20 protein-coding genes and 1 other annotated feature (1 of these 21 cut by a window edge) are annotated in these 21,210 nt (G+C 43.4%); of the genes, 6 read left to right on the top strand and 14 right to left on the bottom strand.

Going from position 1 to position 21,210, the window contains the following annotated elements; all coding sequences use genetic code 11:
- Nucleotides 1-204 (bottom strand) — a binding site (T-box leader); it reaches 14 nt to the left of the window's first position.
- Between the two features lie 95 nt (nt 205-299).
- Nucleotides 300-1,706 (bottom strand): aldehyde dehydrogenase family protein, encoded by a 1,407-nt coding sequence (locus tag CJ190_RS01080; protein ID WP_070598108.1) that lies wholly within the window; start codon nt 1,704-1,706, stop codon nt 300-302.
- A gap of 160 nt (nt 1,707-1,866) precedes the next feature.
- Between CJ190_RS01080 and yfcC the strand changes: the two genes are divergently transcribed.
- Nucleotides 1,867-3,594, top strand: a complete 1,728-nt coding sequence (gene yfcC / locus CJ190_RS01075) for a putative basic amino acid antiporter YfcC (RefSeq protein ID WP_064293605.1) — start codon at nt 1,867-1,869, stop codon at nt 3,592-3,594.
- 14 nt (nt 3,595-3,608) lie between these two features.
- Nucleotides 3,609-4,790, top strand: coding sequence for a beta-aspartyl-peptidase (iadA, locus tag CJ190_RS01070; protein WP_064293604.1), 1,182 nt, complete (start codon nt 3,609-3,611; stop codon nt 4,788-4,790).
- A gap of 53 nt (nt 4,791-4,843) precedes the next feature.
- On the opposite strand, the gene CJ190_RS01065 is transcribed toward iadA, so the two are convergent.
- Both CJ190_RS01065 and purB read right to left on the bottom strand, forming a co-directional pair.
- A complete protein-coding gene (locus CJ190_RS01065) occupies nt 4,844-5,746 on the bottom strand; it encodes an acetamidase/formamidase family protein (RefSeq protein WP_064293603.1) in 903 nt (300 codons plus the stop codon).
- Nucleotides 5,747-5,882: 136 nt separating this feature from the next.
- Nucleotides 5,883-7,178 carry an adenylosuccinate lyase gene (purB, locus tag CJ190_RS01060; protein ID WP_064293602.1) on the bottom strand — a complete coding sequence of 432 codons (1,296 nt, stop codon included), beginning with the start codon at nt 7,176-7,178 and terminating at the stop codon, nt 5,883-5,885.
- 496 nt (nt 7,179-7,674) lie between these two features.
- Here purB and CJ190_RS01055 point away from each other — a divergent pair, with 496 nt between their 5' ends.
- Nucleotides 7,675-8,961, top strand: a complete 1,287-nt coding sequence (locus CJ190_RS01055) for an adenylosuccinate synthase (RefSeq protein ID WP_064292228.1) — start codon at nt 7,675-7,677, stop codon at nt 8,959-8,961.
- 231 nt (nt 8,962-9,192) lie between these two features.
- On the opposite strand, the gene groL is transcribed toward CJ190_RS01055, so the two are convergent.
- The 3 genes from groL to CJ190_RS01040 all read right to left on the bottom strand — a co-directional run bounded on the left by groL (nt 9,193) and on the right by CJ190_RS01040 (nt 12,748).
- Complete coding sequence (groL, locus tag CJ190_RS01050; RefSeq protein WP_013668604.1) at nt 9,193-10,821, bottom strand: chaperonin GroEL; 1,629 nt, start codon at nt 10,819-10,821, stop codon at nt 9,193-9,195.
- Nucleotides 10,822-10,903: 82 nt separating this feature from the next.
- Nucleotides 10,904-11,173 (bottom strand): co-chaperone GroES, encoded by a 270-nt coding sequence (locus tag CJ190_RS01045; RefSeq protein ID WP_013668958.1) that lies wholly within the window; start codon nt 11,171-11,173, stop codon nt 10,904-10,906.
- Between the two features lie 930 nt (nt 11,174-12,103).
- Nucleotides 12,104-12,748 (bottom strand): redox-sensing transcriptional repressor Rex, encoded by a 645-nt coding sequence (locus CJ190_RS01040; RefSeq protein ID WP_064293403.1) that lies wholly within the window; start codon nt 12,746-12,748, stop codon nt 12,104-12,106.
- A gap of 234 nt (nt 12,749-12,982) precedes the next feature.
- Here CJ190_RS01040 and CJ190_RS01035 point away from each other — a divergent pair, with 234 nt between their 5' ends.
- Entirely contained in the window at nt 12,983-14,932 is a 1,950-nt protein-coding gene (locus CJ190_RS01035) for an ABC-F family ATP-binding cassette domain-containing protein (RefSeq protein ID WP_064293402.1), read from the top strand.
- 66 nt (nt 14,933-14,998) lie between these two features.
- Here CJ190_RS01035 and CJ190_RS01030 read toward each other — a convergent pair whose 3' ends face one another.
- From CJ190_RS01030 to tsaB, 5 genes are read right to left on the bottom strand one after another with little or no spacing between them, the layout of a single operon-like run.
- Complete coding sequence (locus tag CJ190_RS01030) at nt 14,999-15,280, bottom strand: DUF503 domain-containing protein (protein WP_064293401.1); 282 nt, start codon at nt 15,278-15,280, stop codon at nt 14,999-15,001.
- Between the two features lie 51 nt (nt 15,281-15,331).
- Nucleotides 15,332-16,348: a tRNA (adenosine(37)-N6)-threonylcarbamoyltransferase complex transferase subunit TsaD gene (tsaD, locus tag CJ190_RS01025; protein ID WP_224783425.1), complete on the bottom strand. Its 1,017-nt coding sequence runs from the start codon at nt 16,346-16,348 to the stop codon at nt 15,332-15,334.
- The gene (gene rimI / locus CJ190_RS01020; protein ID WP_168162780.1) at nt 16,314-16,820 is read right to left on the bottom strand and encodes a ribosomal protein S18-alanine N-acetyltransferase; all 507 of its coding nucleotides are present in this window, start codon (nt 16,818-16,820) and stop codon (nt 16,314-16,316) included. Before rimI (CJ190_RS01020) ends, tsaD begins: the two co-directional genes overlap by 35 nt.
- The gene (gene rimI / locus CJ190_RS01015) at nt 16,765-17,427 is read right to left on the bottom strand and encodes a ribosomal protein S18-alanine N-acetyltransferase (RefSeq protein ID WP_064293398.1); all 663 of its coding nucleotides are present in this window, start codon (nt 17,425-17,427) and stop codon (nt 16,765-16,767) included. The genes rimI (CJ190_RS01020) and rimI (CJ190_RS01015) overlap by 56 nt, the downstream gene beginning before the upstream one ends.
- Complete coding sequence (gene tsaB, locus CJ190_RS01010) at nt 17,408-18,139, bottom strand: tRNA (adenosine(37)-N6)-threonylcarbamoyltransferase complex dimerization subunit type 1 TsaB (RefSeq protein ID WP_064293397.1); 732 nt, start codon at nt 18,137-18,139, stop codon at nt 17,408-17,410. The genes rimI (CJ190_RS01015) and tsaB overlap by 20 nt, the downstream gene beginning before the upstream one ends.
- 180 nt (nt 18,140-18,319) lie before the next feature.
- Here tsaB and CJ190_RS01005 point away from each other — a divergent pair, with 180 nt between their 5' ends.
- Nucleotides 18,320-18,559, top strand: a complete 240-nt coding sequence (locus CJ190_RS01005) for a DUF896 domain-containing protein (RefSeq protein WP_064293396.1) — start codon at nt 18,320-18,322, stop codon at nt 18,557-18,559.
- Nucleotides 18,560-18,667: 108 nt separating this feature from the next.
- Here the strand turns inward: CJ190_RS01005 and CJ190_RS01000 are convergent, their stop codons facing one another.
- The gene (locus CJ190_RS01000; protein ID WP_064293395.1) at nt 18,668-19,045 is read right to left on the bottom strand and encodes a type II toxin-antitoxin system HicB family antitoxin; all 378 of its coding nucleotides are present in this window, start codon (nt 19,043-19,045) and stop codon (nt 18,668-18,670) included.
- A 94-nt stretch (nt 19,046-19,139) separates the two neighbouring features.
- Entirely contained in the window at nt 19,140-19,583 is a 444-nt protein-coding gene (locus CJ190_RS00995; RefSeq protein ID WP_064293394.1) for a type II toxin-antitoxin system HicB family antitoxin, read from the bottom strand.
- Between the two features lie 315 nt (nt 19,584-19,898).
- Here CJ190_RS00995 and CJ190_RS00990 point away from each other — a divergent pair, with 315 nt between their 5' ends.
- Nucleotides 19,899-20,078 (top strand): hypothetical protein, encoded by a 180-nt coding sequence (locus CJ190_RS00990; RefSeq protein ID WP_064293393.1) that lies wholly within the window; start codon nt 19,899-19,901, stop codon nt 20,076-20,078.
- Nucleotides 20,079-20,277: 199 nt separating this feature from the next.
- On the opposite strand, the gene CJ190_RS00985 is transcribed toward CJ190_RS00990, so the two are convergent.
- Nucleotides 20,278-21,123: an exodeoxyribonuclease III gene (locus tag CJ190_RS00985; protein ID WP_064293392.1), complete on the bottom strand. Its 846-nt coding sequence runs from the start codon at nt 21,121-21,123 to the stop codon at nt 20,278-20,280.
- Nucleotides 21,124-21,210 lie beyond the last annotated feature (87 nt).

The raw sequence follows: 21,210 nt of genomic DNA, 5'->3' as shown, positions 1-21,210 counted from the left end.
TCTTCCACGGTACCACTCTAATTTGCGAATAGCTTACTAACTATTGACAACTCTGTTTGGTAACGCAGACATCTGCGAGTTAATCTCAAAACTTCGACTAACTATCTCAGCAAGACGTTTCATTAGTCATCCTGGGAACCTTACACCAAACGTTCCTCGCTTTGCAGGAGTGAGTTAATTACTTATTTGCTTCATCGATTTCATAAATTAATGTTATTATAAAGGACATTTATTTATTGTCAATCTTTATTTTTATTTTTTCTTAAATTTTAGCCCTAATGGGGAAAATAAGCAAGCCCTTAGACGAAGATCGTCTTAATTTCTAAGTAGTCAGCAATTCCGTAGGGACCTTTTTCCCGACCGAGACCGGATTCTTTATAACCACCAAATGGCGCCCTAGAAGACCCAGAAGCATGGTTAACGAAGACATTCCCTGTCCGCAATTGTTCAGCCATGGCCACTGCTTTCTCCTTAGGCCCAACCACATAACCGGATAGACCATAAGCCGAGTCATTAGCAATAGCAAGAGCCTCTTCTTCATCCTTATAGGTCAATACACATAGGACAGGGCCAAAAATTTCTTCTTGGGCAATGGTCATTTGATTATCTACCTGGGTAAAGACTGTAGGTTGGACATAGAAACCACTATGATCAATATCTTGACCACCTAAAAAGAGCTCAGCGCCTTCGTCAATTCCTTTTTGAATATAGTCAAGGACGGTTTCTTTTTGTTGAGCCGATACCATCGGCCCTACCATAGTCTCTGTTTCGCCAGGCATCCCAATATGGACATGGTCTTGATAATAAGATTCAATCAATTTCTTAAATTCTTCCAGTTCAGCTTCAGGCACTAATAAGCGAGTAAAGGCGGAACAGGTTTGACCCTGGTTGTTTAAAATCGAATCCATGGACTTTTTAACTGCTAAGTCCTTATCCCCACCGGCTAAGTAGAGCATGACCGACTTGCCACCTAATTCAAGAATTAATTTCTTAATGTTAGGTGCAGCCTTTTCATAGAGACCGCGGCCGACTTCAGTAGACCCCGTAAAGGAAATCACGGCCACATCAGGGTGCCCCGCCAGGTAGTCACCGACTTCGCTGCCGGAACCAGTGACTAAGTTAAAGACGCCATGAGGAAGATCAGCTTCCTCAAAAACTTTGGCATAGACCAAGGCGGTCAAGGGCGTATTGGAAGCCGGTTTAACCACTACTGTATTTCCGGCAATGAGGGCTGGGGTGACCTTACGCTGGATTTGATTGAGGGGGTAATTCCAAGGGGTGATGCAAGCTACCACGCCGAAACCTTCCTTAATAACCCGCGCTCCATCGATTTCTTCTTCAAAGTCAAAATCTTTGGCCGAATCCATATATTCACGCATCTCTTTGATGGCCATAGGAATATGATTATCCTTAGCAAAATTGACCGAGGCCCCTAACTCTAATACCGTGGTCTTAACTAAGAGATCGGCATATTTCTTCAAACCATCATAAACTTTCTCCAAATAGGCTAAACGTTGGTCCACACTTAAGGCATTCCAGGCTGGAAAAGCTGCCTTAGCCGCGGCCACTGCTTGGTCAACATCCTCTTGATTACTTTTTTGAACATGATTGATGACTTCTTCTGTCGCCGGATTAATGACTGGCATTAATTCTTGGCTTGACGATGCTATCCATTCTCCATTGATAAAATTCCGATAGTTCTCCATAATCATCACCTCGTTCTTATTATCTAAAAAAATCCCAAGAGACTCAAGCAAGAAGAAATGACATAATGAACTTATTCATTAATTAAAAGGAATTTCATTTTCAGACATATCACCTAAAGCGCTATCATGGTACAATAACCTTATAAATATAAAATAAGGAGTGAGAAAAATGAATGAAACCGCTGAGAAAAAACAGCGTTTCCAGACGCCACACACTTACGTCATTATTTTTGGTATTGTTCTCGTGGCCTGGTTACTAACATTCATCGTTCCGGCTGGTAAATATACCACCGAAGTTTTGGAATATGAAGGAGCCAACGGGGAAACCCAAACCCGGACCGTTCTCCAACAAGATTCCTTCCGTTACATGCATCCCTTAAAGGAGGATGTTTTAAGGGACAACTTGGAAGACCTGGTCCAAGAACCCGCTAAATTGCAAGAGCTAGAAGTTGACCAGGAGGATTTATCCAAGCTTCTAGAAAAGTCAGAACCCTTGACCCTGGGAGAACTAGAAGAAATCGACTTAGAAGAATCTGAACTCTATGCCATGTATGGAGATAGTATCTACGACACCAGTAAAAACTTAAATAAAACCGCTGGCCTATGGGGAACCCAGGACCACTATGGCTTTGGGGTGTTAAACTATATCTTTGAAGGGATTGTCACTGGCGACCGCTATGGTTCCGCCATTGGGATTGTGGCCCTCCTCTTAGTCGTTGGGGGTTCTTTTGGAATTATTATGCGGACCGGAGCTATTGATGCCGGGATTTATGCCTTTGTCAATAGCGCCAAAGGGATGGAGCACTTAGCCATTCCCCTACTCTTCTTCCTCTTTTCCTTTGCCGGAGCAACCTTTGGGGCCTCTGAACAGGTCATTCCCTTTGTGATGATTATTGCTCCCTTTATGATTGCCCTAGGCTATGACTCCATCACGGCCGTGACTGTTACCTTTGCTGCTTCACAGATTGGTAACGCTTGTTCCTGGATGAGTCCCTTCTCCATTGCTATTGCCCAAGGGATCGCGGGGCTACCGGCCTTATCAGGGGCTGGCTTCCGGATTGTCATGTGGGTAATTATTACCACCCTCTCCTGTGGCTTTACCATGATCTACGCGAAGCGGATTCGTAAGGCTCCACAATTATCAGCCTCTTATGAATCAGACGCCTACTTCCGGACCGATTTAGCCAAGCAAGAGGACGTCAGCCATGAATTTACCCTGGGCCACAAGCTTATCCTATTAGAAATGTTACTGGGCCTGGTATGGATTGTTTGGGGTGTGATGAGCCAAGGTTTTTCTATTCCTGAATTAGCTTCCCAATTCTTTGTTATGGGCTTAGTGTCAGGAATTACCGCCCTCATCTTTAGAATTGATGACATGACTGTTAACGACATTGCCTTCGCCTTTAAAGATGGGGTCTCTGATCTGGCACCTACCGCTGTAGTGGTAGGGATGGCCAAGGGGATCTTACTGGTCTTAGGAGGATCAGACGCGGGGACCTTCTCTGCCTTAAATACCATTCTCTATGGTGTCGGTAACCTTCTCTCTGGTATTCCTAACGTTCTGGGTGCCTGGTTCATGTACATCTTCCAATCACTTTTCAACCTAGTGGTGACCTCCAACTCTGGTCAAGCCGCCCTCACCATGCCGATTATGGCCCCACTGGCGGATATTATCGGAGTCAGTCGTCAAGTTGCCGTCTTGGCCTTCCAATTGGGCTCCGGTTTTGTGGACGCCTTCACCCCAGTTTCTGCCAGCCTGGTGGGTTGCTTGGCAGTGGCTCGGATCGATTGGGCTGATTGGGCTAAGTTCCAAATTAAAATGCAGGGTTTCCTCTTTGTTTTAGGAAGCATTGCCATTATTATTGCCATTAGTATCGGTTACAGTTAGAAAGTTGGGAAAGTATGAAATTAATCAAACAAGTCACTGTTTACGCCCCTGAAAAATTAGGGGTTAAAGATATCTTAATGGACAGTTCCAAAATTATTGCCATTGAGGACCACATCACTATTGATAGTAATGCAGTCGACATTGAAGTAATCGACGGTCAAGATAAAATCGCTACCCCTGGTTTCATTGATAGCCACTTCCATCTCCTCGGTGGCGGGGGTGAGAATGGTTTTCAAAATCGGACACCCGAAGTCCAGTTAAGCCAACTAACCACAGCTGGGGTAACTACCGCTTGTGGCTTATTAGGAACTGATGGGGTCGCTCGCGATGAAATGGCCCTATTAGCTAAGGCCCGGGGTTTAGAAGCAGAGGGCATCTCTACCTATATCTACGTAGGGAACTACCGCCTCCCAGCAACCACCCTCACCGGATCCATCATCAAAGACATTATGGCCATTGACAAAGTGATTGGCATTGGTGAAATTGCTATTTCCGACCACCGCAATGGAGCGCCTACCTTTGAACAATTTGCCCATGCCGCAGCCGATACCCGGACTGGGGGTTTACTAGCGGGTAAGGCCGGTGTGGTCAACTGCCACGTGGGCCCCAACAAGGGGCGCTTAGAATTCCTCTTTAAGGCCTTAGATGAAACCGATATTCCGGTCACCACCTTCCTGCCGACCCACTGTGGTCGGAGCCAGGAACTGGTTGACGAAGCCATTGCCTTTGCCAAACGCGGCGGGACTTTCGATATTACCGGTAGTGAAGACCCCGATATGACCTATGAAAAAGATGGGGAAATTCCTTTTAGAACCGTTCTCAAGCAGGTCCTCGACCAAGGCTTAGATGAATCCTGCATTACCATGAGTTCTGATGGACAGGGAAGTCTGCCTCGCTTCGATGAAGAGGGCAACTTCCTCCGTATTGGTGTGGGCAGTGCTAAGTCGCTCTTGATCGGTATTCAAGAGGCGGTTCAAAGAGAAAATATCGCCCTTGAAAAAGCCCTCCCCGCAGTCACCTCTAACGTTGCCCGTATCCTAAAACTTGACCACAAGGGTCGGTTAGAAGTAGGAAGAGATGCGGATATCCTGCTCTTAGATGAAGAAAGTTTAGCAATCGATACCGTGATTGCCATGTCAGAAATAATGATTAAAAACAAAGAAATCATTAAATACGGTACTTTTGAAAATGCTTAAAGAAGGCCAAATTAAAAAGGAGTCGCTCACTGCGACTCCTTTTTTACTTAGGCTTACTCTTTAACATCTTTTAATTTTTCATAACTGGTCTTGTCAACCCGAACGCGCATGGAAATATTGGGATTAACAATCTGACAAGATTCTAAATGAGCGGCAAAGGTCATGAACATGCCAACTTTATTATAGGATAAGCCGGTTTGAGCCATGATAAATTCTGCCATCCGGTCATTAGCTTGGACAACTGCCGTTTCAAAGTCTTCGCCAACGCCATAAGAATAATAAGCTTGGTCAGTTTCCACAAAAGGCGTTGGACAAGGGAAGGACTCGAGAACTTCTACAGTTAAGTCAACCGAGCCACCGATCTCAACACCACTGCCCCAAATCTCACCATCGCCCATGGCTGCATGCATGTCACCTAAAGCCAGAAGCGCCCCTTCGACCTCCACAGGCAGGTAAACCACAGAGCCTTCGGTAATTTGATTGTTATCCATATTGCCACCATGTAAGTCAGGCAATCCGGTAGCCACCGCTTCGTCCTTGGGTGCTGTCCCGATCACACCAATCATCTTATGAACAGGGAAAGTTGCTCCGTAATAGTCAAAGGTCTTTTGGTCTTCGCTGACCTTACAGATGGCGGTCTCTTCTTCAGTAATTTCCTTGGAGAAATATTTGTTGAGCCCTGGAGAAGTCATAATAGCTCCTTGGGGATCTAAATCAATGCTGTGAATAGTCACTTTCAGCACATTGCCTGGTTGAGCGCCTTCCACATAAATCGGACCAGTGGCTGGATTAATTTCATTAAAGTCAATCCCAGAAATTAAGTCCTTTTCATCCTGGACACTGCCCTTGAAGCAATCCCAAACATCAACCTGTAAGCGTTGGCCGCTAGCTACCTTAGCAATGGGTTCATGGTTTTTGTCCATAGAGAACACATAGTGATCTTTTGTAATATGCATAAGCCTACCTCCAATATGTCTATTTAAGATTTGATATAGTCCTATCATCTCATATTGCTTATAAATAGTAAACGTTTTCAACAGCATATTAGAGGGTAAGCGGAGAAGGAGAAAGCGATCATTTAAGAATAACCAACTAAGCTAATCCCAAACGTGCATAAATTTCATCCACCCGGCGCAAGTGATAAGCCGGATCAAAGGCATCATCAATGGCTGCTTGGTCAAGAGACTGGCGAATTTCCGCATTATTTTCGACTAAGTCTTTAAAATCAAGGCCTTGGTCCCATGATTTAGCGGTGAGGGGTTGGACTAAATCATAAGCTGCCTCCCTAGAAAGTCCTGCATCGATTAATTTTAATAGGACCCGTTGGGAGAAAATCAAATTATGGGTAGCCTGCATATTCCGCTTCATGTTTTCTGGAAAGACCGTCAGATTAGCTAGAATATTACCGAAGCGATGAAGGATATAGTCCACTAAGATGGTGGTATCTGGTAAAATAATCCGCTCGGCTGATGAATGGGAAATATCCCGTTCATGCCAGAGACTGACATCTTCCATAGCAGTCACTACATGCCCTCGAATCACTCGGGCTAGTCCAGTAACATTCTCACTACCGATCGGGTTACGCTTATGGGGCATGGCGCTAGAACCCTTTTGCCCCGCAGCAAAGTATTCTTCCACTTCCCTGACCTCGGACTTTTGTAAGTGGCGGATTTCAGTCGCCATATTTTCCACTCCGGTAGCAATTAAGGCTAAGACTGAAATATATTCTGCATGTAAGTCACGCGGGAGAACTTGGGTCGAAATCTCTTGGGCACGAATCCCTAAATGCTCACAAACATAGGCCTCCACTTGGGTAGGCACGTTGGCAAAAGTCCCTACTGCACCGGAAATTTTTCCTGCTTCAACGCCCTTAGCCGCATGTTCAAAACGTTCACGATGGCGCTTAAATTCACTATACCAACGAGCCACTTTTAAACCAAAAGTAGTCGGCTCCGCATGAACCCCATGAGTCCGCCCCATGCAGAGGGTGTTTTTATATTTGAGGGCTTGTTTTTTAAGAATCGCTAAGAAATCGTCTAAGTCTTGGCGGAGGAGGTCATTCACTTGCTTTAATTGGTAGCCGTAAGCCGTATCCACCACATCGGTCGAGGTCAGACCATAATGGACCCACTTCTTCTCCTCGCCCAATGACTCCGAAACACAGCGGGTAAAAGCCACCACATCATGCTTGGTCTCAGCTTCAATGGCTAAAATACGGTTGACATCGAACTTGGCCCGCTGACGAATCGCTTGGGCATCCTCTTGGGGAATCTCTCCTAATTCGGCCCAAGCTTCAACAGCTAAAATTTCTACTTCCAACCACGATTGGTACTTGTTTTCATCCGACCACAATTGTCCCATTTCTGGACGGGTATAGCGATTAATCATCTAATTTGACTCCTTTTCTGGCAGTTCACTCTGCCCTGTGCTTCTTGCCTGCTGGTGCGCTTGTCGCACTCTATTCAAATCTGCTCCAAGCGCAGAGCAAGCGTCCATTTCAGAAAATGGCGACAAATTCTCTCTGAGAATTTTTACGCCTTTTTCTTCCAATGGTCTTGCTCTTTAGTGCGCTTGTCACACTCTGTAAAAACGTGCTCCGGATGCAGATCGATCTCCACTTCACTAAAGTGCAAGAAATTCTTTTCAAGAATTTTTGCTCTTTAGCTCCAGTGTTATCGATCTTTGGTGCATCCGTCGCACTCTGTACTTTATAAATGTATGCTATTTTTTTAGGGCAGGCAAGGACTTTTTTTATTATTAAAAAGGTCATGACCTAAAAAAAGGTTTTCTTCAAAAAAAATTGCGGTATAATATTTTGGGTGTTATGCCACAAGCTAACATGATGAAGACATTATTAAGATCGAATAGATAAAGGAGAACGCATATGCCATCAGTTGTTGTTGTAGGTACTCAATGGGGCGACGAAGGAAAAGGAAAAATCACCGATTACCTCAGTAGCCAAGCCGATATTATTGCCCGTTACCAAGGCGGAGATAATGCTGGCCACACGATCCAATTCAACCAGCAAACTTTTAAGCTCCACCTCGTTCCCTCAGGAATTTTTTCAGAAGATAAGCTGAGTGTGATCGGAAATGGCGTGGTTGTTAACCCTAAATCTTTACTTGAAGAATTGGCCTATTTGCGCCAAGCAGGGATCTCTTGTGAAAATCTCCGCATCTCTGAACGGGCCCAAGTGATCTTGCCCTACCATCAACTGATCGACCGCTTGGATGAAGAACGTAAAGGCGACAACAAGATCGGTACCACCCAAAAGGGGATTGGTCCTGCCTATATGGATAAGATTGCTCGTAATGGTATCCGGATGGCTGACCTCATCGATCCTGAAACTTTTGCGGAAAAGTTATCTATACAAATTCAAATCAAGAACGAACTCTTAACCAAGGTATATGACGAAGAGCCCTTAGACTACGACACCATCTACCAAGAATATCTGGCATATGGCCAAGAACTGAAAGAATATGTCACGGATACTTCCTTATTGATGAATGATGCCTATGATCAAGGGGAAAATATTCTTTTTGAAGGAGCCCAAGGGGTCTTACTGGATATTGATCATGGAACCTATCCCTTCGTGACTTCCTCTAACCCTATTGCCGGTGGTGCTACGGTCGGTTGTGGGATTGGCCCAAGCAAAATCAATACCGTTATCGGAGTCATGAAGGCCTATACCTCTCGAGTAGGTGACGGTCCCTTCCCAACCGAATTACATGATGCGATTGGGGACCGCATCCGTGAAGTTGGCCATGAATATGGTACTACTACGGGTCGTCCGCGCCGGGTAGGTTGGTTCGACGGAGTGGTGACGGCCCATGCTCGCCGCGTTTCTGGTTTAACCAAACTTTCCTTGAACTGTTTAGACGTCTTAACTGGCCTCGATGAAATTAAAGTCTGTGTAGGCTACCAAACCCCTAATGGCCAAGTATCCAAGTCCTACCCCGCTAACTTGCGCTACCTGGCTCAATGTCAACCTATCTATGAAAGTTTACCTGGCTGGGAAGAAGACATAACTAGCTGTCAAGACTTTGATCAACTTCCCGAAAACGCTAAAGCTTATGTCCGTCGCATCAGTGAAATCGTAGGGGCCCCCATTGCCACAGTGTCAGTGGGACCTGACCGGACCCAAACCTTAATCTTAGATAATATTTGGTAAAAACAATAAAGAGAAAAAGTAAGCTCTGACTGAGGAAAATCTCCTTAATCTGAGCTTACTTTTTTAATAAAATAGAGTGTGACAAGCGCGTCAAAGCTGTGCGTTGGAATTTTCTGAATCGGACGTTCGTCCTGTGACTGGAGCACATTTTGTTTAGATAGTTGATATTAAAAACGGCTAGGAACCTTTGTCCCAGCCGCTTTTCAATCTTTATCCTATTCAGTTTTTGGATTAATACATGCCTGGTGCGCCTGCTCCTGCAGCTGCATCATTGCCTGCATTTTCTTCTGGATGGTCAGCAACAACTGCTTCAGTAGTTAAAATCAAACCAGCTACTGAACCTGCATTTTGTAAAGCAGAACGTGAAACCTTGGTTGGGTCAACCACACCATCAGAAATCATGTCTACCCATTCACCGCTAGCAGCGTTGTAACCAACACCTTGGTCTTTATCGTGAATGTGTTCTACAATAACAGATCCTTCTAGACCAGCATTTTCAGCGATTTGACGTAGTGGGGTTTCAAGGGCACGAACCACGATGTCTGCACCAGTTTGTTCGTCACCTTCTAAGGAGTCAACAACTTCTTTCACCTTGTCTTGGATATTCATGAATGCAGTACCACCACCAGCTACGATACCTTCTTCAACCGCAGCACGAGTTGCGTTTAAAGCATCTTCGATACGTAATTTACGTTCTTTTTGTTCAGATTCTGTGGCTGCACCTACACGAACAACGGCAACCCCGCCAGCTAATTTAGCAAGACGTTCTTGTAATTTTTCACGGTCATAGTCAGAAGTAGTTTCTTCAATTTGTTTTCTGATATGAGCCACACGTTGTTCCAATTGTTCCTTGTTACCCTTACCTTCAACAATGGTGGTATCGTCTTTAGTAATGGTTACACGGGCAGCTTGACCTAATTGATCAATGCTGGTGTCTTTCAATTCAAGACCTAAGTCTTCAGTAATGACTGTCCCACCGGTAAGAACAGCTAAGTCTTCTAATTGTTCTTTACGACGGTCACCAAAGCCAGGAGCCTTCACAGCAACGACATTGAATGTCCCACGAATCTTGTTCAAGACTAAAGTAGGAAGTGCTTCACCTTCAACATCGTCGGCCACTAATAATAAGGATTTACCTTGTTGTACGATTTGTTCTAATAATGGAAGGATATCTTGGATATTAGAAATCTTCTTATCAGTGAGGAGGATGTAAGGATCATCGAGAACAGCTTCCATCTTATCATTGTCGGTTACAAAGTATTGGGAGAGGTAACCACGGTCAAATTGCATCCCTTCAACAACGTCTAAGGCAGTGTCCATGGATTGTGATTCTTCAATGGTAATGACACCATCTTGGCCTACTTTTTCCATAGCGTCAGCAATTAATTGACCGACTTCTTGGTCGCCAGAAGAAATTGCCGCAACGTTGGCAATGGATTCTTTAGCATTCACTGGAACAGAAATCTCTTTCAAAGCTTCTACTGCCTTACGGATAGCTTGATCCATTCCACGACGAATGCCCACAGGATTTGCCCCTGCTGTCACGTTTTTGAAACCTTCATGGACGAGGGCTTGAGTTAAGATGGTAGCGGTAGTTGTCCCGTCACCAGCAACATCATTGGTCTTAGAAGCCACTTCAGAAACTAATTTAGCTCCCATATTTTCAAAGTGATCTTCTAATTCAACGTCTTTAGCAATAGTCACCCCGTCATTGGTGATTAATGGAGAACCATAGCTACGTTCTAGGACAACATTACGTCCCTTAGGCCCTAAGGTCACTTTCACGGTATTGGCTAATTTATCAATACCTTCTACTAAAGATTGTCTTGCATCACTTGAATATTTAATATCTTTGGCCATTCTATCTATCTCCTATTCTAAATCTAAGCATGATCGAGAATTCAATTATTTTTTATGTTGATTGTCGAAGTTCAATCAATGATTATTCAACTACAGCAGTTAGATCTTTTTCTTTAATAATGAGGTAATCTTCCCCTTCATAGCGGATTTCGCTTACTGCATATTTTTCAAAAATCACTTGGTCGCCCACTTTAACTTGAGGGGTGTAGTCATCAGTAGCATCAGCAACGGCTACCACTTGACCTACTTGAGGTTTTTCTTTAGCAGCAGATGGTAAAACGATGCCAGAAGCAGTTTTTTCTTCCTCTTCTTGGACTTGAATAATCACACGTTCATTTAACGGCTTTAACATTTAAAATATCCCTCCAAATTTCACATACTAATTAATAACACTTTTAATGATTTGTTAGCACTCATCATCTCCGACTGCTAACTTACAATATTTATAGTAAAACATTTCCAGATATAAATCAAGTAATTCGTTGACTTTTTTTGACCTTTTTTCTTTTTATCACTTTAAAAGTATAAAATATTATTTATAAATCATTTTTACTTGCAAATAACGAAGGCTGGACAAGATTAAAATGTTGACTCTTTAATTTTTTACTAATGATAAGTATTGTCTTAATATCTTTTTATTTGATAAATAGCTCTGAGCAGTAGTGGCGCTTGAATTGGGTCGTTAGCCATGAATAAGCAAGCATCAGGGTGTGAGGGCTAGCACTTAGCTTTCGTTCACTGGAGCAAGTCGCCAAAGCAGTCTGCAAGACTGCAGTGGGAACTTGTGAAGTGACACGAAAGCTGCTAGAACGAACCCGACTCGATGTGAATTATGGCTAGTAGGCGTTAGCCATACTAGCCAAAACCTGCTCCAAAAGTCAGCTCTGACTCCACTTCACAAAGGCTGGCCGAGCCTCTAACAAGGCTCTTCCATCCTTTGCTCCAGTGATTCAGAGCTTAACGACTTTTGTCGCATTCTCACTTTGAAGCTCGCTAGGCGAGAGACCTTGGCTCGAGCCGGTGCTGCTTTAGCCGTTGGAGCCTCCGCGACTTACGAATAAAGTACAAAACGGCCTTAGCCGTTTTTGACCCTTTATACTTTAACGACCAAAATTTAAAAGCAGAACGAATGCATATCATTAGCATTCATATAAAAAAACAAGATCTTCTATAAAAATTAATGACATAAAAAAAGCCCTCCATTAAGAGGGCTTTACTAAGCGACTAACATAAGTTAGGCCTGATCATTCTGTCAGGCTCCTGCTAACTTCTGCTAGTTCTACTAATTTTTCTTTTTATTGTTGCCATTTCGGTTACCAATATAGTAAATCAATGTTTGCAGCTCATTGGCTAAATCCACGTTTTGAACATGAATATCTTCAGGGACATCTAAAACCACCGGAGTAAAGTTCAAGATGCCTTGAATACCGGCTTCTCCTAATTCACTCACAGTATCTTGGGCAACCTTTTCCGGAACGGTCATAATGGCAATCAGAATTTCCATTTCTTGAATCCGTTCCTTTAATTCACTCATGGGGTAAACCGGTACCCCACTATGGACGGTTCCTACAATCTCAGGATTAATATCAAAGGCCGCCCCAATCCGGATATTATTGGTCCGTTTAAAGTTATAATTTAATAAGGCGTTCCCTAAATTACCGACTCCGATTAAAGCAACCGTGGTGAGGCGGTCTTGGTAGAGTTGGCGACTAAAGAAGTCTAAGAGAGCTTCAACATCATAGCCATAACCACGCTTCCCTAGGGCACCAAAATGTGAGAAATCCCGGCGAATAGTGGCGCTGTCCACTTTGATCGCCTCACTGAGTTCACTGGAAGAAATCCGTGTCTTACCCATATTCTTAAAATTATGCAAGTAACGGTAATAAAGCGGTAACCGCCTAGCCGTTGCACGTGGAATTTCCTTCATGTTTCCACTCCTTTTCACAAGATATCAAATACATTTTATCACCTAAATCATAAAATGGAAAGAACTTTGTGAAAAATCACATAAATCTTTTTGGCTAATTTTCATTATTTTTAAAACTTTGTGAATAATCCCGCCCCTTTCTAAGGGAAAGTTCACAAAGTCAAAAAATATCTGCCGATAAAATATGATACACTAGTGAAGACAATAATAAACGATTTAGGAGGAAAGGATCCAATGATTGTATTACAAGGATCAAAACTCATGCGACGTTTTGGCTCCGATATTCTTTTCCAAGATGTTCAAATGACCATCCAAGATAATAGTCGCACCGCCCTAGTCGGCCGAAACGGTACCGGCAAATCCACCCTACTCAAAATCTTAGCCGGCATTGAAGAACCTGACCAAGGACAAGTGACTCGGGCTAAGGGCAAGACCATTGCCTACATGGACCAACATGCCGCCATTGAAAACAGTCAACGGACGATTTATGAAGAAATGCGGTCGGTTTTTAAAGAATCCATCGCCCTCATCCATAATGCTGAACAAGCCGCCCAAGACTTGGCCGATGCCCAGGATGAAGCATCCTATCAAGAGGCCCTCAAACGCTATGATCAATTACAAGAAGAAGTCAACCAAAGCAATGCCTACGGTTATGATTCTGAAATTCGCATGGTCCTCCACGGCTTTCAATTCCCCGAGTCAGATTACGACAAACCCATTAATCAGTTATCTGGTGGTCAACGGACCCGGTTAGCCCTGGCCAAGGTCCTCCTCGAAAAGCGCGATATTCTCATACTCGACGAACCGACCAACCACTTAGACATCGAAACCCTGACCTGGCTAGAAGATTACCTGCCTTCTTATCCTGGCGCCCTGTTGATCGTTAGCCACGACCGTTATTTCTTAGACCATGTCACTAATGAAACCTATGAAATGACCGGGCATAGTATGGAATATTATAAAGGCAATTATTCCTTCTACCTCAAAGAAAAGGCCGTCCGCCTAGAAAGCTGGCAAAAGGCCTATGATAAACAACAAAAGAAAATTGCCAAGTTAGAAGACTATGTGGCTCGTAACCTCGTCCGAGCTTCGACAACGAAAATGGCCCAAAGTCGTCGTAAACAACTCGAAAAAATGCCCAAAATCGAAAAGCCTAAGCAGGACGAAAAAAGTCCCCACATTCAATTTTTGACTGACAAGGCTAGCGGCAATGTGGTCCTTACTGCCGACCACTTAGGCATCGGTTATGATGATCACTTACTCTCCTATCCGATTGAGATAGATATTAGAAAGCAACAAGCTATCGCAGTGGTAGGGCCCAACGGCGTAGGCAAATCCACTCTCTTAAAAACCATTATCCAAGAAATTCCCGCCATCAAGGGGGAAATCCACTATGGGGCTAATGTGACTATTGGCTACTATGACCAAGAATTAGCCAAACTCCACAGCAATAAGGATGTCCTCCACGAACTCTGGGATGACCATCCGACCATTAACGAGGAAAACATCCGTACCATCCTGGGTTCCTTCCTCTTCTCCGGACAAGACGTGGAAAAATCTGTCGCTATGCTGAGTGGGGGCGAGAAGGCCCGACTTGCCCTAGCCAAACTTTCCTTTAACCATGATAATTTCTTGGTACTGGACGAACCAACCAACCACTTGGATATCGATTCTAAGGAAATTTTAGAGAATGCCCTGATTGCCTACGATGGGACCCTACTCTTCGTCAGTCATGACCGCTACTTTATTAATCGGATTGCCACCCAAGTGCTTGAAATCAGTCCGGAGGGTTCCACTCTCTACCTGGGCGATTACGATTACTACCTCAATAAAAAGGCCGAGCAGGAAGCGCGGTTAGCTGAAGAAAACAAAGAAAATCAGTCCAGTCTTACTGAAGAAAAACAAGCCCCCAGCCAGTCAGCTAAAGCCTATCAAAATCGTAAGGAACGCCAAAAAGAAGAAAGAAAACTCCAACGGCAAAGCGAAAAAATCGAAGCAAGTATTGAAGACTTAGATGAAGAAATAGCAGAGATCCAGGAAAAAATGACTGATCCTGACATTTTACAAAATTACTATGAATTAAATCAACTCGACCAATCTCTTAAAGACAAACAAGCCCAACAAGAAGCCCTCTTTAAGGAATGGGAAACCGTCCAAAGTCGCTTAGAAGACTTTGACCAATAAAGATAAAAAGGTACGCCTACACCAGGACTCAAGATCAAGTCCTCCTGTAAGCATACCTTTTCTTTTTTAGGCTTCAAGCCATTCGGTATGAATGACCTCAATGGGATACCAGGCTTCAATTTTATCGAGATAGTTCAGCAAGCGCTGCCGGCTCTTGCTGTATGAATTAGAGACTAGGCCAAAAGCAACCACCGCTTGGTTGACTAAGTCTAAGTCAGTAATTTCAGCAGCAGTCATCTTTTCACGTTGTTGGGCCCGCTCCACCATACTTTTGACGATCCGGCGCTTATCCTTTAGCGTATAGGCCTGATCAATAATAAAAGTGACTTCTAAACCAATTAAGACCATCTTTCCTCATAAGCTTTCCTAAAAAATCAATTGAAGGAGACTTAAAGGCAACTAATTTTCATCACCTAAGTCTAAACCAGGATTAGCATCCAAATCCAAGCCAACAAAGTCGCCCTTTTGGTATTGCGGATAGGCAGCCGCTGCAATCATGGCACCATTATCCCCACATAAACTTAGTGGTGGGTAGGAGAGGCGCACTTCAGGATGTTCTTTAGCTAGATGACTTTCTAGTTCCTGTCTAAGTGAAGAATTCGCGGCCACACCTCCGGCAACCACTAATTGTTTGACCGGGTAAGCAGCGATGGCCCGCATGGTTTTGCTCACTAGAACCTCAACAGCCGCAGCTTGGAAGCTGGCTGCCACATCATTGGGATTTAATTTTTCTCCTTTTTGTTCCGCATTATGGGCATGGTTAATAACCGCTGATTTCAGTCCACTATACGAAAAGTCAAAATTATCCTCATTGATCATGGGGCGGGGGTAGTCATAAATAGCTTGACCCTCTTGGGCCATTTCGTCCATGCGTTTGCCCCCAGGATAAGGAAGCCCTAAAATACGGCCGACCTTATCATAGGCTTCCCCCACAGCGTCATCACGGGTATCGCCGATTTTTTGATAGTGGCCGTCTTCTTTCATATAGACCAGTTCAGTATGTCCCCCACTAACCACTAAGGCTAATAAAGGGAAAACCATTTGATCAGAAATATTATTGGCGTAGATATGACCTGCCATATGGTTGACTCCGATTAAGGGTTTGTCATGGGCAAAGGCCAGGGTTTTAGCGGCAGTGATACCAATAAGTAAAGAGCCCACTAAGCCAGGCCCCTTGGTAACCGCCACAGCATCAATCTCTGGCCAGGTCACATCTGCTTCCTTCATGGCGTAATCAATCACCTGAGTAATTTGCTCGACATGGTGGCGGCTAGCGATCTCTGGGACTACCCCGCCAAAACGCATATGACTTTTTATTTGTGTGGCAACGACATTACACTTCATCTCTTTGCCATCAATAACTATTGCTGCACCGGTTTCGTCACAGCTTGATTCGATTCCCAATATTGTTGTCACTGGTCGATCTCTCCCATAAATAAACTTTTGCATCTTCATGATTATCTTGATAATAGTTTTTGCGTTGGTCAATACACTTAAAACGCTGACTCTCATACAAGGCCTGGGCAGGGATATTGTGGGCGCGGACTTCTAAGAAACAGCGGGCTAAGCCTTGTTCTTCTAAGTGAGTCAGGGCCTGAGCCAAAAGCAAGGCCCCCAAACCCTGGCGCCGTCTTTGCGACTTAACTGCAAAATGCAGTAATTCCCCTTCATCAGCCAATAATTGAAAAGTGGCTGCCGCTAGGACCGCTTGCTTTTCATCTAGCAAGAGGAATAAATAGAGACGCGGACTGGCTAAGCCCCGTTCCAACCAATCCCTGGCGATGTGAGGCATATGGTCAAAAGCCTCCTGGTAAAAAGCCAGCACCTGCTGACTAATCCCGGGAATCTGTTTGGTCTCCGGTCGATGGTAGACTATGATTTGCTTCATCTTCTTGGGCAACCTGGTGGGCTTCATTTTGCCAAGTCAAAGTGAGCGCATCTTCATGATTATCACGATAATAACGCGCCATCTTTCCCGTTGCCTTAAACCCCTCTCGTAGATAGAATTTCTGGGCACCTTCATTGGATAAACGCACTTCTAAAGTTATCGAGTCGCGGTCCAAATCAGGAGCTAAGTGTTTGACCAAGTCTAAGAGCTTAGACCCAATCCCTAAGGACTGGTAGCTTGGTAGTACGGCTAAATTAGAAATGTGAATCGATTTCTTGTCCCGCCGACAACCAACAAAGGCCAGCAGTTCTTTTTCCTTAAAGGCTTGTAGGTAAAAAGTTGACGGGTGGTAAAGCATATCATTATAGATATCCTTCTTGGACCACATCTGATGCCCATCATAAGCCGCCCGCTCCAAAGCCACCATTTGATCAATCCACTCCGAATCGGAGATGGCTAAATCGAGCTCCTGGTCTAAGCCGTAGGTCAAAGTGGCCTTATCCAAATCGATCTGCTGACTCAAAGCCTGGCCGGGTTCATCAGCAAATAACTGGGTAATTTTATTGCCCAGCTGAAACAGCCAACGATCAAAGCATTCTTTCCACATAATGGCCTCGGTTTGCTTCCGCTTCTTTGGGGTGTTTCTCCTCCCAACGCTCTTCGGCTTCTGCTAATTTAGCATAGTCTGGTAAGAAAGTAGCGACATCTTCTTCCTCTACTTCTAACTTAGCCAGTAAGGGGGCGTGGATAACCCCTTTTTCTGCCGGCAATAGCTTGGCTTGGTCTCCCAAGTGTTCTTTTATTAGTTCCTCAAACTGGTCAATGTCCGAACTGATAAAATACAAGCTTTGGTCAGGATAAGCTGCCTTTAACTGGTCCAGCCAATCTGCTAGCCGGTAATGCCCCATAGTTAGTCCGTCTACTTCCTGCCCATCACTATCATAAGCCATAGCAAAAACAGTTTGGCGTCTAGCATTAATCAGAGGACAAATGATGCCATCCTCCACTGCGACATTGGCAGCAATAGCTTCTAAACTGGTCACTGAATAAAGTGGAATATTTAAAGTCCAAGCCAAGCTTTTGGCAGTAGTCACCCCAATCCGAAGTCCAGTATAAGAACCCGGTCCTCGGGTAACAATCACTCGGTCCAGGTCACTTACTTCCCAAGCAACCGTAGTAAACAACTGTTTAATCAAGGGTAAAAGGGCTTTAGAGTGTTTAATTTTAGTATTTGTGGTGATTTCCATTTTGGTGGTCTGATCTTCAATCAGCGCAATACTCATAGAAACCGTTGATGTATCGATAGCTAATGTTCGCATGATAATCCCCTTTGTGCTTCAAACTCATGTAGGTCTATTCTAACATTATTATAGGAATGGGGCTAGGTGCTAGCTTGACCCTTAAAAGCAAGAAAGTTGCAGGCTAATCAGATACTTGGTATATTGTACTAGCTGCAAAAAGCTTAAGGTCAACTGACCAAGATTAAAGGAGGTCTTAATATGGACGAATTACTTAAACGCATCAATGAATTAGCTAAAAAACAAAAAGAAGACGGCTTAACTGCCGAAGAAAAGGAAGAACAAGCACAACTTCGTCAAGAATACTTGAAGATCTTCCGCGGTAACTTCAAAAACATCATGATGAATACCAAAGTCATCGATCCTGAAGGTACCGACATCACCCCAGAAAAACTCAAACAAGCCCAAGCGGAACATCACGGAAAAGGACAAACAAAATAAGCCTCCCCATAAAACCGCTAAATGAATAACAGATAAACAGCTGCCAAGAGCGAACCCGTATGATGCATACTGGAGTCCCCTATTGGCAGCTGTTTTTGTGTCTTGGAATTAGACACCTAATTTTTCTATTAGTGCCTCAGTTAAAGTTTGAGAGAAATTAATTTGTTTTGCGATCGCTAAATCATTCAGCCATTCAGGTATAGTAACAGTCTTGCGCACTGTTTTAGAGTGATATTTACGCCGATAAGCGATTAGGTCAACACCAATAAGGGCAACCTCACTATCTGGAAACTCTTCACTAACCTTTTCAACAGGGCTCGGTTTAGGATAATCATCATAGTCCTCAAGTGCAGCTCCTAAGACTTCAACAGCCTTTTCATAGGCCTGTGACAGATCCTCACCTTGCGTCATTGCCGCAGGAATATCAGGAAATTTGACAATAATATATTGATCTTCTTTTTTAAAAACAGCTGGATAGACTAACACGGCTTTCAACCCTTTCTAAACGAATAACCACTCTACTTTAAATAAAGGCACCTAATCCAAATAGATTAAGCGCCTAAACAAAATGCTCTAAAAATTATATATTAGAATGTTTATCACTGATCGCTTCAGTGAGTAACTTGGATAAATCAAATTCATCTAAGATAGCCAAACTTTCAGCCCATCGAGGGATACTTAGGCTGACATCAACTAATTCATCAAGGTTTAAATACTCAGAAACATCCGTCACCACCATCGATATAAATGATTTCCCCATATCATAGTCATCTTGCCAATCAGTGTCCTCTTTAAAAGGATAGTTTTCAATCAGCGATAAATCATTAATATTGGACGGCTGAGGAATTTTTTTATTACTTTCCAAAGCATCCCCTAAAACGATCCCTAAATATTCAGAGGCCATATATAAAGCATCTGAAATACTTTCTCCTTGGGTAGCACCATCATTCAAATCTGGAAAGCTTATAAAGTAGCCATCAAATTCTTTGTCAAAATAGAAAAGGGCCGGATAAGATCTCTTCATAGTTTGCTCCTTTCGTACACTGTAAGTTTTAAGCTGATTATACACCACAGATAGACCGTTCTAAATATATCCGCTTCAAATGTTAATCTTTCGATGAATGAATATCCTATTGAGCACGGTTATTCATAAGTTGAGGACACTGGTATCAATCCACACCAATTATGAATTATTCAAACTTAAGCAATAAATAAATATTAGCAAGAGAAGTTGAAAATGCTAAGGCTATCGTTGATATGTTAAAAGACGATAGTTATAATTTAACTGAAGATATTAGAATATGATTTGAAAAATATATAAAAAAAGGGGATGAGTGATTTGAATTTATATGAAAAGGAAGATACATTATATGATATATTTTCACCTTATGCTATTTTGTTGTTTAACCCAGATCCAGAAGGATTTATGTATAAATTAAGCGACGAAGCCCCTGAAGAAGCTATAAAAGCAAGCAAAGAATGGCGAAAAATTTCAAAAAATTTAGAACCCATCCGCTAACAAGCACCAGCCAATCAAAGGTTAGGTGCTTTTACTTTGTCCAAAATTAGAATGTAGAAGAATGATTATAAAAAGTAACCTTATAATAATTAAACAAAAAGACTTCTTGATTGAAGTCAAGAAGGCTCCCCCGCAAGTGCGGGAATATTTGATCTCATACACAGCTAACTATTCCGTTACCTAACAAGAAGGCCACCAGCTATTCCTCTGCATTGATTTCATCAGAAATCTCTAAATAAATTGGGGTATGGTCTTGGCGGGTGCCGGAATCAATCATTTCTGATTTTTCAACAGCATCAGCAATCCGGTCACTGACCAAGAAATAGTCAATCCGCCAGCCGGAGTTATTGATTTTGCTGGTCTTGACCCTTTGCGCCCACCAACTATAGACACCTTCTACATCCCCATGAATATGGCGGAAGGTATCGGTAAAACCACAATCCAAGAGCTTGGTAAAACCGGACCGTTCTTCATCAGTAAAACCTGCCGACTTATGGTTGTTTTCCGGATGGGCTAAGTCGATTTCTTTATGGGCCACATTAAAATCTCCCGTGGCAATCAGGGGTTTTTCTTGGTCCAGTTGGCTCAGGTATTGGGCATATTTTTCGTCCCAAACTTGGCGTTCATCTAAACGTTTCAAACCATTTCCCGCATTAGGGGTATAGACTTGGGTAAAGTAAAAGCTCCCAAAGTCGAGGGTAATGATCCGCCCCTCAGAATCCATGGTGTCTGGGGCGCCTATTTTAGGATAGGAAATAGTCGGTTCGAAGTCTTTTTTATAAAGAACCATGTTCCCGGCATAGGATTTGCGGGCGGGTTCGACGGAACTAACCCAGGCATGATTATAGTCAGGAAACCATTCGGCTAAGGCTTCTTGGTGCTTTTTAGTAGGCCCCTTGGCGGATAGTTTAGTTTCTTGAATGGCGATAACATCAGGATCGTATTGGTCAATTGTCCGTAAGACTTCCCGTGACAATTGGGCCCGGTTGGAATCGCTGGTTAAGGCAGCATTTAAAGAATCAATGTTCCATGAGATAAATTTCATTAATTTTTCGGCTCCTTTAGTTTTTCTATCAGTTTATCATAAAGCCTTCCCAAGCCCTATTCTTAAGGATCGCTATAGCTGGGCTCC

The organism is Aerococcus loyolae (assembly GCF_002871915.2).
Lineage (GTDB): Bacteria > Bacillota > Bacilli > Lactobacillales > Aerococcaceae > Aerococcus > Aerococcus loyolae.
This window is presented reverse-complemented; position numbering and strand designations above follow the sequence as displayed.

What these genes read in the sequence shown, in the direction of transcription:
- tsaB (WP_064293397.1), bottom strand. Translation starts at nt 18,139, where the DNA reads ATGCGAACATTAGCTATCGATACATCAACGGTTTCTATGAGTATTGCG.
- CJ190_RS01035 (WP_064293402.1), top strand. Translation starts at nt 12,983, where the DNA reads ATGATTGTATTACAAGGATCAAAACTCATGCGACGTTTTGGCTCCGAT.
- CJ190_RS01080 (WP_070598108.1), bottom strand. Translation starts at nt 1,706, where the DNA reads ATGGAGAACTATCGGAATTTTATCAATGGAGAATGGATAGCATCGTCA.
- CJ190_RS00985 (WP_064293392.1), bottom strand. Translation starts at nt 21,123, where the DNA reads ATGAAATTTATCTCATGGAACATTGATTCTTTAAATGCTGCCTTAACC.
- CJ190_RS01005 (WP_064293396.1), top strand. Translation starts at nt 18,320, where the DNA reads ATGGACGAATTACTTAAACGCATCAATGAATTAGCTAAAAAACAAAAA.
- iadA (WP_064293604.1), top strand. Translation starts at nt 3,609, where the DNA reads ATGAAATTAATCAAACAAGTCACTGTTTACGCCCCTGAAAAATTAGGG.
- CJ190_RS00995 (WP_064293394.1), bottom strand. Translation starts at nt 19,583, where the DNA reads ATGAAGAGATCTTATCCGGCCCTTTTCTATTTTGACAAAGAATTTGAT.
- groL (WP_013668604.1), bottom strand. Translation starts at nt 10,821, where the DNA reads ATGGCCAAAGATATTAAATATTCAAGTGATGCAAGACAATCTTTAGTA.
- CJ190_RS01055 (WP_064292228.1), top strand. Translation starts at nt 7,675, where the DNA reads ATGCCATCAGTTGTTGTTGTAGGTACTCAATGGGGCGACGAAGGAAAA.
- CJ190_RS01040 (WP_064293403.1), bottom strand. Translation starts at nt 12,748, where the DNA reads ATGAAGGAAATTCCACGTGCAACGGCTAGGCGGTTACCGCTTTATTAC.
- rimI (WP_064293398.1), bottom strand. Translation starts at nt 17,427, where the DNA reads ATGTGGAAAGAATGCTTTGATCGTTGGCTGTTTCAGCTGGGCAATAAA.
- CJ190_RS01045 (WP_013668958.1), bottom strand. Translation starts at nt 11,173, where the DNA reads ATGTTAAAGCCGTTAAATGAACGTGTGATTATTCAAGTCCAAGAAGAG.
- purB (WP_064293602.1), bottom strand. Translation starts at nt 7,178, where the DNA reads ATGATTAATCGCTATACCCGTCCAGAAATGGGACAATTGTGGTCGGAT.
- CJ190_RS01065 (WP_064293603.1), bottom strand. Translation starts at nt 5,746, where the DNA reads ATGCATATTACAAAAGATCACTATGTGTTCTCTATGGACAAAAACCAT.
- rimI (WP_168162780.1), bottom strand. Translation starts at nt 16,820, where the DNA reads ATGAAGCAAATCATAGTCTACCATCGACCGGAGACCAAACAGATTCCC.
- CJ190_RS01030 (WP_064293401.1), bottom strand. Translation starts at nt 15,280, where the DNA reads ATGGTCTTAATTGGTTTAGAAGTCACTTTTATTATTGATCAGGCCTAT.